We start from the raw sequence: 16103 nt of genomic DNA, 5'->3' as shown, positions 1-16103 counted from the left end.
CAGCGTCGGGCGTTTTGTCATGCGCGCCTGCTTTTGACGTGCAGCTTCGTTAGCTTCCCTTATAGAGATTCTGCATGCCCGGCTGCGAAGCCGCGTCGGGCCGCGTGTTCTTTTCCGGTGTCTTCGCGGGCGCCGATGAACGCGACGACGCCGCGCTGCCCGCCACCGGCGCGGAAGCCGGCGCGCGCATCTTCTGCCCCGGCGGCGGCGCGACCGGATGCTGGCGCATCTGCGAGAACAACTGATCGCACGGCAGCGGCTTGTTGTTGCTCGGCGCGATCAGCGGAATCAGCGCCGCGAACGGATTGATCAGCCCCAGCCCGACCATCGCGCCGCCGCGCAGCGCCAGCGCAGCGGCATCGACGCCCACGTGCGGATTCTTGAACGTGCCCTTCACATACAGCGGCGAACGCAGCGAGAAAATGCGGAAGCCCTTGGTATGCGGGTGCACCTTCATGTCCATCGATTCGTCGCGCAGATCGATCGGGCCAGTGATGTCGATCACGGCATCGTCGGTGTCGAGTGCGAACACGCGCGGATCGAGCACGCCATTGGTCGCCACGAAATCGGCGGCCGCGCAGTTGATCTTCACGTCGCGCTGGCCGAACAGCTTCTCGTAGACCACGTTCGCCACGTTCAGGCCGGCCGCTTCCATCAGCAGACGGCTGACGGTGCCTTGCGTGACGAGCAGCTTGACCTCGCCGTTCGAGGTGGACGCCAGCGCCGCCGGCGAATTGCCGGTGGCCGACAGCGACGCGTCGCCGTTGATTTCGCCCAGCGCCGACTGCATCGACTTGACGCTCGGGAACAGTTGCTTGAGCTTGAGGTGGCGCGCTTCGACCGTGCCGCGCGCCTTGAGCGGCGTGTGCCCGCCGTCGAGGTTCACGCGCGTCGCGAGCGTGCCGCCGGCGACGCCGAACTGCAGCGGATCGAGCGCGAGCACGCCGTCGGTCATGATCACGTGCGTGTAGAGATCCTGGATCGGCAGGCTGCCCTGCTTGATGATGCGCTTGCCGGTGAACTTCACATCGGCGTCGATGGCGTTCCAGCGGTCGGTCTTGAACGGCTCGACCGGAATCACGCGGTCGGCGGGCTGCTTGACGGTGTCGCCGCGTTTGGCTTTGCTCGCCTTGCTGTCCGCACCGATGACCGGCGCCAGATCGGAAAACTGCAGCAGGTTCGAGACGAGCGCGCCCGAGAGCAGCGGCCGCGTCGGGCGCTGCGTGTAGACGAGCGTGCCGTTCAGATCGCTGCCGCCCACGCGGCCCGTGAAGTTTTCATAGCGGAAGACGCTCGCGCCTTTCTTGAACTGGCCGACAAAACGGCCTTCGGTCGCATAGGGCGGCGTTTCCGGCAGCGTGACGCCGGTGAGGTTGTAAAGATGCGCCATGCTCTGCCCTTGCAGCCACAGGCGCAGATCGACGGCCGCCAGATGCGCGGGGTCCGTGATCGTGCCGACCAGCGCGATATGCATGTCGCCCGCGCGCACGTCGGCCTGCACCGGGAAGGCGCGCTTCGGGTCCTGCAGCGCAAGCACGCCGCCGAGCTTGCCTTCGCCCGACAGCGCCGTCTTGTTGTACGTGCCTTTGACCGTCCAGCCGATTGCATAGAACGGTTCCGTGGTCTTGCCGCCGGAAACCGCATTGGCGTTGCTGGCCGAACTCGCACCGATTGCGGCGAGCTTCGAGCCAATGCCCTGCGAAGCGGCGGGCGCGCTGGCGGTCGTTACCGCGCTGGCGTCGCTGGCACCGCTCGCAGCACTCGCAGCACTGGCCGCCGCCGCTTCCGAAGCCTGCTGCTTTTCCGCCTGCTGCGCGAGCCGGTTCGCGCCCGAACGCCCGATCACCTGCGCCGAGCCCTGCCGCGACGCCGCTTCCTGCTGCTCCATCACCTTGCCGATCGGAATGCCCTGGCCAAGCAGGCTCACGGTCACTTTCACATCGGTTTTGGTCTGCTGGTCGCTAACGTCGATATTGCCGTTCGAGAACGTGATGTCATGCAGATTGAGTTTCCACGTCGACGGTCCGCTCGAAGCCGGCAGCTTGAAAGTCCAGTTATTGCGGCCATCGGCGAGCCGTTCGACATCGACGGAAGGATTCACGAGATTGATCGCCGGAATCACGATGTCGTGCGCGAGCAGCGGCAGCACAGCCACTTCGAAGTCGATCTCGTCGAGGGTGGCGAACTTGGGCGTTTTGGTCCAGTCGGGGTTCGCCACTTCGATCTGCTGCGCCGAAAAGCGCGGCCAGGGCACCCAGGCGCGCCAGCCCGTTTCGCCCGGCGGCCTGCGCCAGCCCACCTTCAGATCGCCGACGATCGCGAACGGACGGCCAATCGCCTCCGACACTTTTTCGTTGACGTAAGGTTTGGCGCGATTCCAGTCGAAGGTCAGGATGAAAACCGCAAGCGCGGCGATCAGCACGGCGACAACCGCCACGAGCCATGCGATGATCCTGGCGAGTGTGCGGCCGGGGCCGCGGGGCTTGGGTTGCGGTGACGTCATGCGCACTCCGTGTTATGCATTGTTGTTTCGCCAACGATTTTGAAGCAGCCGGCGTGCCCGCCTGGGCCATCAGCCGTAATGCGCGCGCTTTCGCGGGCGCATGTCTGCGTAGCAGCCTTGTTAGCCATCAATATCAATTAATGAAGAACCCCCAGAACGATCACGCCGATACTTCTTGCGGCCTGACCGCGCCGCTGGTCGAGACACGCGCGCTCGCGCGCCGCGACGCGCAACGCGGCCAGATTTTGCTACAACCGGCGAATTTTTCGCTAATGGCAGGCCAGCGCGTGGTACTCACGGGGCCGTCCGGTTCGGGCAAGAGCGTGTTCCTGCGCGCGCTGGCGCTGCTCGATCCCGCCGACGAAGGCTCGATCTTCTGGCACGGCGAGCGCGTCGCGCGCGCGCAGATTCCGCGCTACCGACGGCATATCGCCTATCTGCGCCAGCGTCCCGCGCTGATCGACGGCACGGTCGAAGAGAATCTGCGTTATCCGTATTCGCTGGCGGTGTATCGCGATGCCAGCTTCGACGCCGCACGCGCCGCTAGCCTGCTGGCAGCCGCCGGTCGCGGCAGCGACTTTCTCGAGCGCGACGCCGCCGAACTGTCGGGCGGCGAAGCGCAGATCGTCGCGCTGGTGCGCGTGCTGCAACTCGATCCCGAAGCGCTGCTGCTCGACGAACCCACCGCCTCGCTCGATCCCGATTCGGCGCGCGCAGTCGAAACGCTGATCGCTCACTGGTTCGAACACGAACGCGCCGCGCGCGCGACGGTCTGGGTTTCGCATGATCCCGCCCAGGCGCAACGCGTCGGCACGCGCCACCTGACGATGCGCGCGGGCGTGCTCAGCGAAGCCGCCACCGCCACCACCATCAGCGGAGCACCGCAATGAGCCCGGGCGTGTTGCAGGACCTCGGTATCGGCGATGTCGCGATTGCGGCCTTGCTGGTGTTTGTGAACGGCGCGGTTTCCGTGCTGCTCAAGCTCGATCTCGAACGCAAGCTCGCGTGGGCCGCCGTGCGCACCGTCGTGCAACTGCTGGCGATCGGCTATGTGCTGGGCTGGGTGTTCGCGTTCAACCGCTGGTACGTAGTGCTGCCGCTGATGGCGCTGATGACGCTGATCGCCGGATTCGCGGGCGCGCAGCGCGGCGCGCGCACGTATGCCGGACAGCGCGTCGACAGCATCGTGTCGATCTGGGTGAGCGCCTGGCTCGTTGCGGCGGTGGGTCTGTTCGCCGTGATCCGCATCCGGCCTTGGTACGAGCCGCAATACGCGATTCCGATTCTCGGCATGATTCTCGGCAATACGCTCACGGGCGTGTCGCTGGGCGTCGAGCGCATGATGCAGGAACTCACGGCGCGGCGCGATCGCGTGGGAAGCGCGCTGGCGCTCGGCGCGACGCGCTGGGAAGCGGCTCAGGCGAGCGCGCGCGAAGCGGTGCGCGCAGGCATGATCCCGACGCTCAATCAGATGGCCGTGGTCGGCGTCGTGAGTCTGCCCGGCATGATGACGGGCCAGGTGCTGGCGGGACAGTCGCCTTTGCAGGCGGTGCGCTATCAGATCGTGATCATGTTTCTGATCGCGGCTTCATCGGCGCTGGGAACGGTGGGCGCGGTGATTCTGGCGTACCGGCGGCTGTTTTCGGCCGATCACTGCTTTATCGCCGCGCGGCTCAAGGAGCGTGCCAAAACGCGCGGCTGACGCGGTCCCCGCGAGTAGACGCGGACGCAGAGACCGCCGTGAAGCGAACGCCTAGCGCTGTGCCGAAACGCTCAACTGCGTGCCGTCACTGAGCGTGAGCGTTTTTGCCGTGCCGTTGGTCGGCATCGAAAAATGCAGCACTTCGCTATGCGCGACCACTTCCGGGCATTGCGCGCCGCCCGCCGCCTTGCCGCCACGCGGCGCCTGGGCGCGGAAGCTCACCTGCACATTGGCCGTACCGTTTTGCGCGACGATCGGCGCGAGACGCAACTGGGTCTGGCGCACCATCGCGCCGTTGGCGTCGAGCGGCAAGGAACTGTAGTCAGGGCAACTTTGCGCGGCGGGCACCGCGCCGCCCGGCGGCGTGGAGCGCCAGGTGAAGTCATCGGTATCGCCCGAGCGCAGTGTGCGCGTTTCCTGGGCGTTGCCGTAGAGCTTCGACGTCACTTTGACCGTGTAGCGGATCGGACCGTCGGGTGCGGCCTGCGAGGTCACCTTGATCGGCGGCGAGGCGTGAGCCGGCAGCGCGATCGTGCACGCGCAGGTCACGGCAACGGCAACATGAGCGAGCGCCGCGCGAGTGCGGCGGGAGCGGGTGCGGCTGCAGGGCATGCGTCACCTCCTTGGGGGAGCCGCCACGACCGCGAACGACGTGGCCGGGGCGACACGCGAACACGTGGCGGATTACGTGGCGGATTTACGTGGCGAATTTACGTGGCGAATTGTTCTCCTGTCAGTCTAGCGCGCCGCGCGAAGCCGTGCGCCGGGCGATGGCGTCGCCCGGCCCAGGTTTTATACGGCTTGCCACCGGACAGGTTTTGTAGACCGCGCAGCGACGACTCAGGCGCCGCCCTCCTCCAGCCGCAGCGTCAATTCGCTGCTCACCGTCTGCTGCACCTGGCCGTAGCGCGCCCACGGCGCCGCGCGCTTCGGCCGGTTCAGTTGCTTGAGCCGCACGTCGATATTGGCCAGCGTCCAGTGCGCGCCGCCGGTCGTCTGCGCGAGTTCGTCCCAGCCGATCGGCACGGAAACGCCCATGCCCGGCCGCGCACGCACGCCATAAGCGACCGCCGTGCTGGCACCGCGCACGTTGCGCAGGTAATCGACGAAGATTTTCTTTCTGTGATGCTCGACGCCCATCGTGGCCGTGAACAGCGTCGGCCAGCCCGACGCCAGACGTTGCGCCACCGCGCGCGCAAAAGCCTTGGTGTCGTCCCAGCCCGGCCCGGGCGTGATCGGCACGACGATATGCAGGCCCTTGCCGCCGCTCGTCTTGCAGAACGACTCCAGCCCCAGATCGCTGAGCACCGCGCGGGTGAGATCGGCCGCCTCGATCACGCGATCCCAGCCCAGCGCCGGATCTGGATCGAGATCGAACACGATCCGGTCGGGCCATTCGATTTCGGCGGCGTGCGCGTTCCAGGTATGAAGCTCGATCGCATCCATCTGCGCCACGTTGATCAGCGCTTCGAGCGAATCGATGCCAATCAGCGGATGCGCGGAATCCAGTTCTTCATGGAGCGTCGCGCCGGGAATCGGTGCGCGGGCGACCTGACGCTGAAACAGCAATTCGCCGGACAGGCCTTGCGGCGCGCGCACGAGCGACGCCGGGCGATCACGCAGATGCGGCAGTAGCCACGGCGCGGCCCGCGCGTAATAGCGCACGAGATCGAGCTTGCGAATACCGCTTTCGACGTCGATGATGCGGCGCGCGCTGGTGATGTGGATACCGGCCACCTCGCCGGTGGTGCTGGCGCGGCCGGCACGCGAACGGGCTGGCGTAGCGGGAGTCGAGGCACGCGCTGTGCGCGCGACGGGAACACCGCGTACTTCCGGCTCCTTCGACATCTCAGGGGCTTGAAGCACTTCATGCGTGGAAGGCGCTGCGCTTTCCTGGGCCTGCCTGCGCGCGCCGGTCGGCGTTCGGCCAGGACTTGTCTGGCTGGGATGAGCGTCCTGCATACCGGTTCCCCTGGCGCCGATGGGCGCATGCAACGCGTCGCGCGACGCGGCTCGCGATACGTGGTTGACGGCACGCGGCGGCCGCCCCCCGTCGGACGCCGCACGAGCATTCATTGTGCCTCGAAAGCGGGCTTTCGTCTTCGTAAGGTGTGCGGTGGGCCGCATTGGACTATCGAAACGGTACAATTCGCGTTTTCGCCGCGCATGCCGGCTGGAGCTTTCCTCATAGGGAAACGTCCGGCCGTCTTCGCGCCCTGTTTCGATTCCTGCCCCGAATCTGACTCCACTCCAGCCGCTTCCGGGGCGCCTTGCGCCGCACACGTCATGAATCTCGTCATCCAGAGTCCCGCTCCGCTGCAAGACGTTCACCACAAGCCGCTGCTCGCGCTCGCACGCGGCAGCCGCCTTGTGCCGATCGACGAACACGCGATCCGTATCGAAGACGCCGTACCCGCGCAGCGCCCGGACCTCGACGTCTATTGCGGCGTGCATCAGCTCGACTACGCATTCGTGGAACCGGGCCGCACGCTCGGCAGCTTCGGCCTCGTGGCGATGGACATGGATTCGACGCTCATCACGATCGAGTGCATCGATGAAATCGCCGATTTTTGCGGCCTGAAAGCCGAAGTCGCGGCAATCACCGAAGCGTCGATGCGCGGCGAGATCAAGGACTTCAACGAAAGCCTCACGCGCCGCGTGGCGCTGCTCAAGGGCCTCGACGCGAGCGCGCTGGAGCGCGTCTACGAAGAGCGTCTGCAACTCTCGCCCGGCGCGGAAAAGATGCTCGCGGGCGCGAAGGCGGCGGGTCTGAAGACGCTGCTGGTCTCGGGCGGCTTCACGTTCTTCACGGAGCGTCTGAAGGCGCGCCTCGGCCTCGACTTCACGCGGGCGAACTCGCTGGAAATCGTCGACGGCAAGCTCACGGGCCGCGTCACGGGCGAGATCGTCAACGCCGAAGTGAAGGCGCGTACCGTCAGCGAAACCTGCGCGCAACTGGGTATCGATCCGCGCCGTGCGATCGCGATGGGCGACGGCTCGAACGATCTGAAGATGATGGCCGTGGCCGGTCTGTCGGTGGCGTTCCGCGCCAAGCCGGTGGTGCGCGAAGCGGCGAGCGTCGCGTTTAATTTCGTCGGTCTGGACGGTCTGCTGCGTCTGTTCTGATCGACAAAGCCAGCCGCAAAAACTAGCACGGCCGCGCCTGTCCCAGAAGACAGGCGCGGCCGTTTGCTTTTATGCGCGGGCTTTTACGCGAGCGTAGCGAGTGCGCGCTCGATGTCGGCGCGCAGATCGGCTTCGTCTTCCAGGCCGATGTAGAAACGCACCAGCGTGCCGCGATGCGGCCATTGCGCGGCCGTGCGCATCGACGCGATGTCGTACGGCATCGCAAGGCTGCGCGCGCCGCCCCAGCTCCAGCCCAGCGCGAACAGGTCGAGCGATTCGCAGAACGTGTCGATCTGCGCAGCGCTGTAGCGCTCATCGAAGATCACCGAAAACAGCCCGCCCGCGCCCGTGAAGTCGCGTTTGTAGAATTCGTGGCCGGGGCAATCTTCGAAGGCGGGATGCAGCATCGCCACGATTTCACTACGCGTTTTGAGCCATTGCGCGAGCGAGAGCGCCGTGCGGTCATGCGCGTCGAAACGCACTTTCATGCTCGGCAGACCGCGCAGCACAAGCGAGCAGTCATCCGACGACACGCCGATCCCCGTACGCATGCGCGCCAGTTTGAGCTTCAGATAGAGATCGCGATCGCGCGTGATGGTCGCGCCCATCAGCACGTCGCTGCCGCCCGATTGATACTTCGTGAGCGCCTGCACGGAGATATCGACGCCATGATCGAAGGGCTTGAACGCGAGGCCCGCGGACCACGTATTGTCGATGGCAGTGATCACGTTATGTTTGCGCGCGACGGCCGTGATTGCGGGCACATCGGGCACTTCCATCGTCACCGAGCCGGGCGCTTCCAGCCAGATCAGCTTCGTTTCCGGGCGGATCAGCGCTTCGATACCCGCGCCGATCATCGGATCGTAATAGCGCGCCGTCAAACCGAAGTCGCGTGCGAGCCAGTCGCCCAGATCGCGGTTCGGCGAATAGACATTGTCGGGAATCAGCACATCGTCGCCGGCTTTCAGGAGACCGAAATACACGTTCGAGATCGACGAGAGGCCCGACGGTTGCAGCAGCGCCTGCTCGCCGCCTTCGATCTCGGCAAGACGTTGCATCAGCATCGTCGAGGTGGGCGTCGCGTGCAGGCCGTAGCGCCATTGCGCGTCGTTTTTCCAGTCGAGGCCGCGCACGGTCGCGAGGTCCGGGAACACGACGGTCGAGGCGCGCGTGACGGGCGCGGCGAACGATTCGAAGCCGGGCGTGATGTCGTCCTGCGGATTGACGATGCGCGTCTGCAAGGCGCGATGGGTGTCGGATTTCTTCATAACGGAGTGCTGGCGGTTAAGGCGCGGAGGGTGACATGGCGCGGACGGGTCCTGCTGAACCACTCCCGCGCCGCATGCCGAAGATTAACACCGGCGCCGCTGGGGATGATCCGTAATGGATCGTGCCTGGGCTTGATCCGGATCAGGCGGCCGGTTTGTCGCCCACGGTCTGGGCGTGGCGCGCGTCGTCGTCGGCGTGCAGGTAGAGGCCGGTCGTTTCGATCGACGCGTGACGCAGATTCTTCTGGATATAGCGCAGGTCCGTGCCTGCATCGGCTTGATGCGTCGCGGCGGTGTGGCGCAGCCAGTGCGTCGAGGCGCGGCGCAGCGTGGCCGCGCTCGCGGGATCGCGAGCGTCGAGGGTATCGGCAATGCGCCGGAACACCGTTTTCACGATCAGATACACGGCCGTGGATGTCAGCGGGTGGGTATCGCCGCCCGCGACGCCGAGCACGGCCGGACGCAACTCTCCCGGCGACGGGACTTCCGGCAGACCGTGAAAAGCACGATAGCGCGCGAAATCCGCCATCAGTTCGTCGCTCACGGGCACGTCGCCCTCTACGCCGCCCTTGCCCACGACACGCAGCCACCAGCGGCCACGCCGACGCTCGAAATCGCCCGCGCGCGCCTGTGCGGCTTCGCTGGCGCGTAACGCCGTGCGATAGAGGAAGCGCATGAGCCAGCGGCATCGCTCGTAATGCTGACGCTCGCGCGGCGTGTCTTGCGGGAAAGCGTCGACGCCGTCGAGCACCTGCTGCCAGAGCGTCTGGTCGAGATAGCGTTCGACGCGCCGGCTGCGCGGTGCCTGCGGTGCGCGGGCGCGGCGCAAGGCCAGCGGATTGCCGGCGAGATAACCCGCCGCCACCAGATAGTTGAACAGCCCGCCGAGGATACCCATCGCCTGGCGGCGGCTGCGCGGCGAAAGCGGCCCTTCGAACAGCCGGCGCTCGCGGCCTTTGCGCGGACGCGCCGGATCGACCCAATCGCCCTGCGGCGCGGCGAGGAATTGCTCGTAGAGCACGAAATCCTCGCGTGTGAGGCTGGACAGCGGTTTGTCGAGCGCGCGCGTGGCCCACAGCATCAGGCGCACCGCTTCTTTCCGATAGCTGCGCAAGGTGTGCGGGGAATCGACGTATTCGGCCAGCCAGAGGCGCACGGCTTCGATATCGGTGCGCGCGGCGGTCTGCGCTACCCCGCCGCGTGCGCGATTCGTGCCGCTTCGGCCGTCGAGCGCGGGCGGCAGAGCGGGAAGCAAGGCAATGGCGTCTTCGGACATCGATTCGGAGGCGATTTCGGGCGTTGAGTGAATCGTATCGTAGCTTTACTTTCGATTATAGGTGTTATCGTAAATTTCCAACTCAATCCATTATGTATATAACGTTATATGATGATATACAGTAAAATTTGAAACTATCGCCTCTTCTCCTGCCAGAAAACCATGTCACGTATCAGCGATACCCGTTTGCGTACCCGCGAAACCGCGTCTCGCCTCGTCGCCGAAGGAAAACGGCCGCATGAGCTTACCGTCGACCTCATCTACGCGGAAATCCGCCAGGGCAGCCGCACGACGATCAACGACGAACTCAAGCAGTGGAAAGACGAAAAAACGCGCAGCGACGCCCTTGCCTCGCAACTGCCGCCTGCGGTCGCGGATGCGATGCTCGGCATCTGGGCCGTCGCCGTGGAGCATGGGGAAAAGGTTTATGACGCGCGCGTGGCCGAACTGGAACACGCCACCGCGCAGTCGGAATCACGCGCCGCCGAAGCGCTGGCAGCGTGCGCGGCCGCCGAAGAAGCGCTGAAGCTGCGCGAAGTGGAACTGGCGGCGCTGAACGAGCAGATCGCGGTGCTAAAACCGCAACTCGAAGCGGCCAATGCGCGCGCAGAAGACGCCCGAAATCGCGTCGATGCGCTGGAAACCCAGCGCAACCACGAACGCGATAACGCCGAAACGCGGCTGCGCGAACAACGGGAAGAACACGAAAAAGCGATCGGCGCGTTGCGCGTGTCGCTGGAAGCGCGCGATGCGGCTTTTCAGTCCGAACTGGACAAGGCGACGCAGCGCATGGAAGGCGTGCAGCGCCACATGATGCAGCAGATCAGCGAGGCCCGCGAAGAGCGCAAGCGTGCGGATACGCTTGCCGCGTCGCTTCAGCAACGCAATGAAACCCTGCTCGGAGAACTGGGCGCGGCGCGCGCTCACGAAACGCGTCAGGACGACGCGCTGCGCGAGGCGCAGCAGGCAAATGAAGCGTCGATGCGGGAACGCGGCGAATGGCAACGCGAGCGCGAAGCGCTGGAAAACCGGCTGGCCGCGATGCGCAATCGCTCGCGCGCGAAATTGAAGCGCGCGGCGCTGGCCGTGCCGCGCAGTACGCGCGAGCGGCCAGCCGAAACGGAATGACGCCTTAAGCGGTCACTCGCCGGTCACGACATTGCCGACGCCACCTACCGCATTGCCGCTCTTTGCAGCGGGTGCGGGCGCAGGTGTAGCGCCTGCCGCGAGCGGCTTCAACTCGAACGGCACGGGATGCGAATCGTCCACTTCCATACGGTCGCCCGACAGCGAACCGTCGGCGGCGAACGTGCCGACCCAGTTGCCGGTGATGCGCGTACCGTCGTTCGACTCTTCCGCTTCGAGCGTCTGGCCCGTGCGGTCGCCGGCGATCAGGATCACTTCGCCGGTATCGCGGAACTGATACTCGCCGTGTACGCCGGACGGATCGTCGGGATCGGTCTTGGCGCCCAGTCGCATCAGGATCGCACGCTTGCCGAGCGTGCCCACGTACTGCGGCAACTTCGAGAATTCGGGATTCGGCTTGAGCGTCGAATGCACGGGCGCGCTCGCCGCAGCGTCCGTTGCGTGATTGTCGCCGACCGCGCAAGCGGCCAGCGGCAGCGCAATCGCCACCGCCGCGCACCATGCCAAACCGCGCGCGGCTTTCGAGATTGAAACTTGCATCAGACTCCTCTGAACGGGATTGCTTGGGAGTAGTCGCGGACGATATTGCCGATCACGCCAATCAAGCCGAGGCCAGCGCGTGCTCGACATCCGCGCGATGCGGAATCGGCGCGACGGCGCCATAACCGAGCGTCGAAAGCGCAGCCGCCGCGTTGGCGTAATGGGCCGCGGCGAACGGATCGTCGCCGGCCACGACACGCGCGACGAACGCGCCGCCGAAACAGTCGCCCGCACCCGTCGCATCGACCGCCGCGACGACGCGACCCGGCACCAGCCGACGCTCATCCGGCGTGGCAACGTACGCGCCTTCCTTGCCCAGCTTGAGCGCAACGACGCGCACACCCAGCGTCAGCAGCCGATCGACGATGGCATCGCGATCGTCAAGACCGGTCAGCACCGCCACATCGTCCCAGCTAGGCAGACAGATATCGGTCAGGCGCAGCACTTCGGTCATCACGGCGCGAGCGCGCGCGAGCGGCCAAAGCTTCAAGCGCAGATTGGTATCGAAACTCACCTGCACGCCGTTGGCGCGCGCATGCTCGATCGCGGCGAAGGCCGCGTCGCAGGCGGCATCGCCAATCGCCACGCTGATACCCGAGAGATGCAACACGCGCGCCGCAGCCAGCGCGTCGAGCGGCAGATCGCCCGGCGCGTAACGGCTCGCCGCCGAACCTTTGCGCAGATAGTCGAATGCGTGCCCGCTTGGGCCGTGCGAGACGAAGTAGACGCCGGTGGGCGCCTCAGCGCTCACACGCACATGCGAAGTATCGACACCTTCGCGCGTCCACAGATCGAGCAGCAGACGCCCGAACTGATCGTCGCCGAGCGCCGACACAAAACCCGTGCGCGCGCCCTGGCGCGCGGCGGCGATCGCGAAATTCGACGTATCGCCGCCGAAACCCTGCAGGTAGTCGGGCTTGCCGGGCGCCGCCTGGTTGAATTCGACCATGGCCTCGCCGTAGGCCAGGATGTCGGGCATTGCAGCCGCGGGCGTTGCAGCCGTCATACCGCTCAGACCTCGCCCCACAGATCGTGGCCGTCCGCGCCGGTGATCTTCACCGAAACGAAATCGCCCACCTTGTAGCGCTTCGACGCCTTGGTCGCCGGCGCAACGTAGACCACGCCGTCGATTTCCGGCGCGTCGGCCGCGGTACGGCCAATGCCGCCGTCCGGGTTGATCTCGTCGATCAGCACCTTGAGCGTCTTGCCGACCTTGCGCTGCATGCGCTTCGCCGACACTTCTTCGGCCACTTCCATGAAGCGCGCGCGGCGCGCCTCGCGCACTTCGTCCGGCAGCGCGCCGTCGAGTTCGTTGGCCGTCGCGCCCTCGACCGGCGAGTAGGCGAAGCAGCCCACGCGATCCAGATCGGCTTCGCGGATAAAGTCGAGCAGCGTTTCGAACTGCTCTTCGGTCTCGCCCGGGAAACCGGCGATAAAGGTGCTGCGGATCGTCAGATCCGGGCACATTTCGCGCCACGCCTTCACACGCTCCATGACCTTTTCCGCGTTCGCGGGGCGCTTCATGCGCTTGAGCACTTCGGGGTGCGCGTGCTGGAACGGCACGTCGAGATACGGCAGCACGTGCCCCTTGAACGGACCTTCGGCCATCAGCGGAATGACTTCGTCGACGCTCGGGTACGGGTAGACGTAGTGCAGACGCACCCACGCGCCGTATTGCGCTGCCAGCTCGCCCAGCGCGGCGACCAGATCGGTCATGCGCGTCTTGACCGGCTTGCCGTTCCAGAAACCGGTGCGGTACTTCACGTCCACGCCGTAGGCGCTCGTGTCCTGCGAAATCACCAGCAGTTCCTTCACGCCCGACTTGAAGAGGTTTTCCGCTTCGAGCATGACTTCCGCGATCGGGCGCGACACCAGATCGCCGCGCATCGACGGGATGATGCAGAACGTGCAGCGGTGGTTGCAGCCTTCGGAAATTTTCAGATACGCGTAGTGGCGCGGCGTGAGCTTGATGCCCGCGGGCGGCACGAGATCGACGAACGGATCGTGCGGCTTGGGCAGATGGCTGTGCACCGCCTGCATCACTTCGCCGACGGCATGCGGGCCGGTCACGGCCAGCACCTTCGGGTGCACTTCCTCGATCAGGTTCGAGCCGCTGGCGCTCGCCTTCTTGCCCAGACAGCCGGTGACGATCACCTTGCCGTTTTCGCTGAGCGCCTCGCCGATGGCGTCGAGGCTTTCCTGCACGGCTTCGTCGATAAAGCCGCAGGTGTTGACCACCACGAGATCCGCACCGTCGTACGAACCCGAGATTTCATAACCTTCCGCACGCAGCTGGGTAATGATCTGCTCGGAGTCGACTAGCGCCTTCGGGCAGCCGAGGGAAACCATCCCGACGCGCGGGGCAGGTTTGTGGGAGGTCGTTGATTCAACAGGGTTTTTCACGTGTACGTCCGGATGTGGGGTGCAAGGCGTTCGTTGCGCCGCGCGAATTCAGGCCAATCCGCCATTTTACCCATTTGGCGTATGGAGGGGGGCCGCGTGGCTGGCTAACGACGTTGAACGGACGTTGGACGTGAGGGTCGGAAGAGGAATCGATCTGGGGCCATTTCTCCGCATGCACCCGGCAAACGAGCAATGACGTGAACGCCCAGGCATGCCCCGGCACGATGCCGACGGAGGCAAGATCAAACAGGGAAAGCGCGGCTAACCCCAAAAAACAAACAAGCGGCCACCGGCGCGTGGGCTGCCGCGCCTCGCCGCTTTCATTCGCTACGCGTTACTTCTTCTCTTCCTCGTCGCTCGCATTTTCCTTCGCGCCTTGAGCGGGCGCCGCAGGCGAAACCGGGGAAGCCGGCTTGAACGGGAAGGTGCTGAACATGTTCTTCGCCTGGTTCTGCATCTGCTCCTGCATCTGCACGAACATGTTCTTCGACTGCTCGATGTAGCTGGTCATCATGCCCTGCATCATCGGCGCCTGCATGTTCATGAACTGCGACCAGACCTCGGGGTTCATCGCGTTGCCTTCGTAAAGGCCCTTCGACTGATCCGCGAGCTTGTTCTGGATGTCGATGAACGCCTGGATGTTCTTTTCCAAGTAGGTGCCCATCATGCCCTGCATCGCATGTCCATAGAAACGGATGATCTGCGACAGCATCGACGACGAGAACATCGGCAGACCGCCGCCCTCTTCCTCAAGGATGATCTGCAGCAGGATGCTGCGCGTCAGATCCTCGTTGGACTTCGCGTCGATGACCTTGAACTCCTCCTGATCCAGCACGAGTTGCTTCACATCAGTCAACGTGATGTAGGTGCTTGTCTCCGTGTCGTACAGCCGACGATTCGGATACTTCTTGATCAGTCGTTCGGCGGTTTTCTTTGTAGTCGTCATGTGTCGCCCTTGTATGCGCCAACGCGCGAAGGCCAATGCCATCGCGCGTTGTCTACCCCGGCGGCGGCCTGCCCCGGTGTGCAAACAGGCCGCCGCCGCCCTTGATCCCGCTGTTGCCGCACGTGCCCTTCAACACGCGCGGCAGCGGGCATCAGCCCATGTGCAACCCGCCGTTGAGCGAGAAGTCTGCACCGGTCGCGAAGCCCGATTCTTCCGAAGCGAGCCACGCAACGATCGAGGCGATTTCTTCGGGCGCGCCCAGACGGCGCACCGGAATCGTCGCGACGATCTTTTCGAGCACGTCGGGGCGGATCGATTTCACCATGTCCGTGCCGATATAGCCCGGCGACACCGTGTTGACCGTCACGCCCTTGGTCGCGACTTCCTGCGCGAGCGCCATCGTGAAGCCGTGAATGCCGGCCTTGGCGGTCGAGTAGTTGGTCTGGCCGAACTGGCCCTTCTGACCATTCACCGACGAAATATTGATGACCCGGCCGAAACCGCGTTCGACCATGCCGTCGATCACCTGTTTGGTGACGTTGAAGAGGCTTGTGAGGTTGGTGTCGATCACCGCCGTCCAGTCTTCGCGCGTCATCTTCCGGAACACCACGTCGCGCGTGATGCCGGCGTTGTTGACCAGCACGTCGACTTCGCCTACTTCCGATTTGACCTTGTCGAAGGCCTGGGCCGTCGAGTCCCAGTCGCCCACATTGCCTTCCGACGCGATGAAGTTAAAGCCCAGCGCTTTCTGCTCTTCGAGCCACTTCACGCGGCGCGGCGAGTTCGGGCCGCAGCCCGCGACAACCTTGAAGCCCTGCTTTTCGAGGCGCTGGCAGATTGCCGTTCCGATGCCGCCCATACCGCCCGTTACATACGCAATACGCTGTGACATAAACCACACTCCATTATCGTTATCCGAAGCGCCGATCGACGGCTCCGGCTTCGCCTCTGCCTGCTGCTCCCTACTGCGTCTGCGCCGTGCGCCGCCCGTGAGCGCGCATTACGTCAATCAACGCCAGTCGCAGCCGCGCCGAAGCCGCACGGCCGCACCGTGATCCGCTGTGTCTTACAGACGCTCGAGTGCGAGCGCCACGCCCATACCGCCGCCGATACACAGCGACGCCAGGCCGCGCTTCGCGTCGCGGCGCTGCATTTCATGCAGCAGCGTCACCAGAATGCGGCAACCCGATGCG

At 65.1% G+C, this 16103-nt stretch carries 14 protein-coding genes and 1 pseudogene; 4 read left to right on the top strand and 11 right to left on the bottom strand.

Annotated features, from left to right (window positions below; genetic code table 11):
* Positions 1-49: 49 nt before the first annotated feature.
* Complete coding sequence (locus G3N59_RS05255; RefSeq protein WP_205981511.1) at positions 50-2503, bottom strand: AsmA family protein; 2454 nt, start codon at positions 2501-2503, stop codon at positions 50-52.
* 182 nt (positions 2504-2685) lie between these two features.
* Here G3N59_RS05255 and G3N59_RS05250 point away from each other — a divergent pair, with 182 nt between their 5' ends.
* Positions 2686-3393 carry an ATP-binding cassette domain-containing protein gene (locus tag G3N59_RS05250; RefSeq protein WP_205981887.1) on the top strand — a complete coding sequence of 236 codons (708 nt, stop codon included), beginning with the start codon at positions 2686-2688 and terminating at the stop codon, positions 3391-3393.
* Complete coding sequence (gene fetB, locus G3N59_RS05245; protein WP_205981510.1) at positions 3390-4205, top strand: iron export ABC transporter permease subunit FetB; 816 nt, start codon at positions 3390-3392, stop codon at positions 4203-4205. The genes G3N59_RS05250 and fetB overlap by 4 nt, the downstream gene beginning before the upstream one ends.
* 51 nt (positions 4206-4256) lie before the next feature.
* On the opposite strand, the gene G3N59_RS05240 is transcribed toward fetB, so the two are convergent.
* Both G3N59_RS05240 and ligD read right to left on the bottom strand, forming a co-directional pair.
* A complete protein-coding gene (locus G3N59_RS05240; RefSeq protein ID WP_205981509.1) occupies positions 4257-4817 on the bottom strand; it encodes a DUF6013 family protein in 561 nt (186 codons plus the stop codon).
* A gap of 228 nt (positions 4818-5045) precedes the next feature.
* A complete protein-coding gene (ligD, locus tag G3N59_RS05235) occupies positions 5046-6167 on the bottom strand; it encodes a non-homologous end-joining DNA ligase (RefSeq protein ID WP_205981508.1) in 1122 nt (373 codons plus the stop codon).
* 324 nt (positions 6168-6491) lie between these two features.
* Between ligD and serB the strand changes: the two genes are divergently transcribed.
* Positions 6492-7331 (top strand): phosphoserine phosphatase SerB, encoded by an 840-nt coding sequence (gene serB, locus G3N59_RS05230; RefSeq protein ID WP_205981507.1) that lies wholly within the window; start codon positions 6492-6494, stop codon positions 7329-7331.
* Positions 7332-7414: 83 nt separating this feature from the next.
* Here the strand turns inward: serB and G3N59_RS05225 are convergent, their stop codons facing one another.
* The gene (locus G3N59_RS05225; protein WP_205981506.1) at positions 7415-8599 is read right to left on the bottom strand and encodes a cystathionine beta-lyase; all 1185 of its coding nucleotides are present in this window, start codon (positions 8597-8599) and stop codon (positions 7415-7417) included.
* A gap of 142 nt (positions 8600-8741) precedes the next feature.
* Complete coding sequence (locus G3N59_RS05220) at positions 8742-9875, bottom strand: tyrosine-type recombinase/integrase (RefSeq protein ID WP_205981505.1); 1134 nt, start codon at positions 9873-9875, stop codon at positions 8742-8744.
* Between the two features lie 162 nt (positions 9876-10037).
* Between G3N59_RS05220 and G3N59_RS05215 the strand changes: the two genes are divergently transcribed.
* Positions 10038-11003, top strand: coding sequence for a DNA-binding protein (locus G3N59_RS05215; RefSeq protein WP_205981504.1), 966 nt, complete (start codon positions 10038-10040; stop codon positions 11001-11003).
* 12 nt (positions 11004-11015) lie between these two features.
* Here G3N59_RS05215 and G3N59_RS05210 read toward each other — a convergent pair whose 3' ends face one another.
* The 6 genes and pseudogenes from G3N59_RS05210 to G3N59_RS05185 form a co-directional block, all read right to left on the bottom strand.
* Entirely contained in the window at positions 11016-11561 is a 546-nt protein-coding gene (locus tag G3N59_RS05210) for a hypothetical protein (RefSeq protein ID WP_205981503.1), read from the bottom strand.
* A 61-nt stretch (positions 11562-11622) separates the two neighbouring features.
* A complete protein-coding gene (locus tag G3N59_RS05205; RefSeq protein WP_205981502.1) occupies positions 11623-12567 on the bottom strand; it encodes a sugar kinase in 945 nt (314 codons plus the stop codon).
* Between the two features lie 5 nt (positions 12568-12572).
* Complete coding sequence (rimO, locus tag G3N59_RS05200) at positions 12573-13910, bottom strand: 30S ribosomal protein S12 methylthiotransferase RimO (protein WP_205981501.1); 1338 nt, start codon at positions 13908-13910, stop codon at positions 12573-12575.
* Between the two features lie 388 nt (positions 13911-14298).
* On the bottom strand, positions 14299-14910 hold the full coding sequence (phaR, locus tag G3N59_RS05195) for a polyhydroxyalkanoate synthesis repressor PhaR (protein ID WP_205981500.1): 612 nt from the start codon (positions 14908-14910) through the stop codon (positions 14299-14301).
* Positions 14911-15061: 151 nt separating this feature from the next.
* A complete protein-coding gene (locus tag G3N59_RS05190) occupies positions 15062-15802 on the bottom strand; it encodes a 3-ketoacyl-ACP reductase (protein WP_205981499.1) in 741 nt (246 codons plus the stop codon).
* Positions 15803-15976: 174 nt separating this feature from the next.
* A pseudogene (locus G3N59_RS05185) lies at positions 15977-16103 on the bottom strand (acetyl-CoA C-acetyltransferase); the annotation flags it as partial.

Origin of the sequence: Paraburkholderia sp. Ac-20340 (genome assembly GCF_017104965.1) — a bacterium.
Taxonomy (GTDB): domain Bacteria; phylum Pseudomonadota; class Gammaproteobacteria; order Burkholderiales; family Burkholderiaceae; genus Paraburkholderia.
The sequence above is the reverse complement of the archived record's forward strand: the minus strand, read 5'-3'. Positions and strand labels throughout refer to the sequence as shown.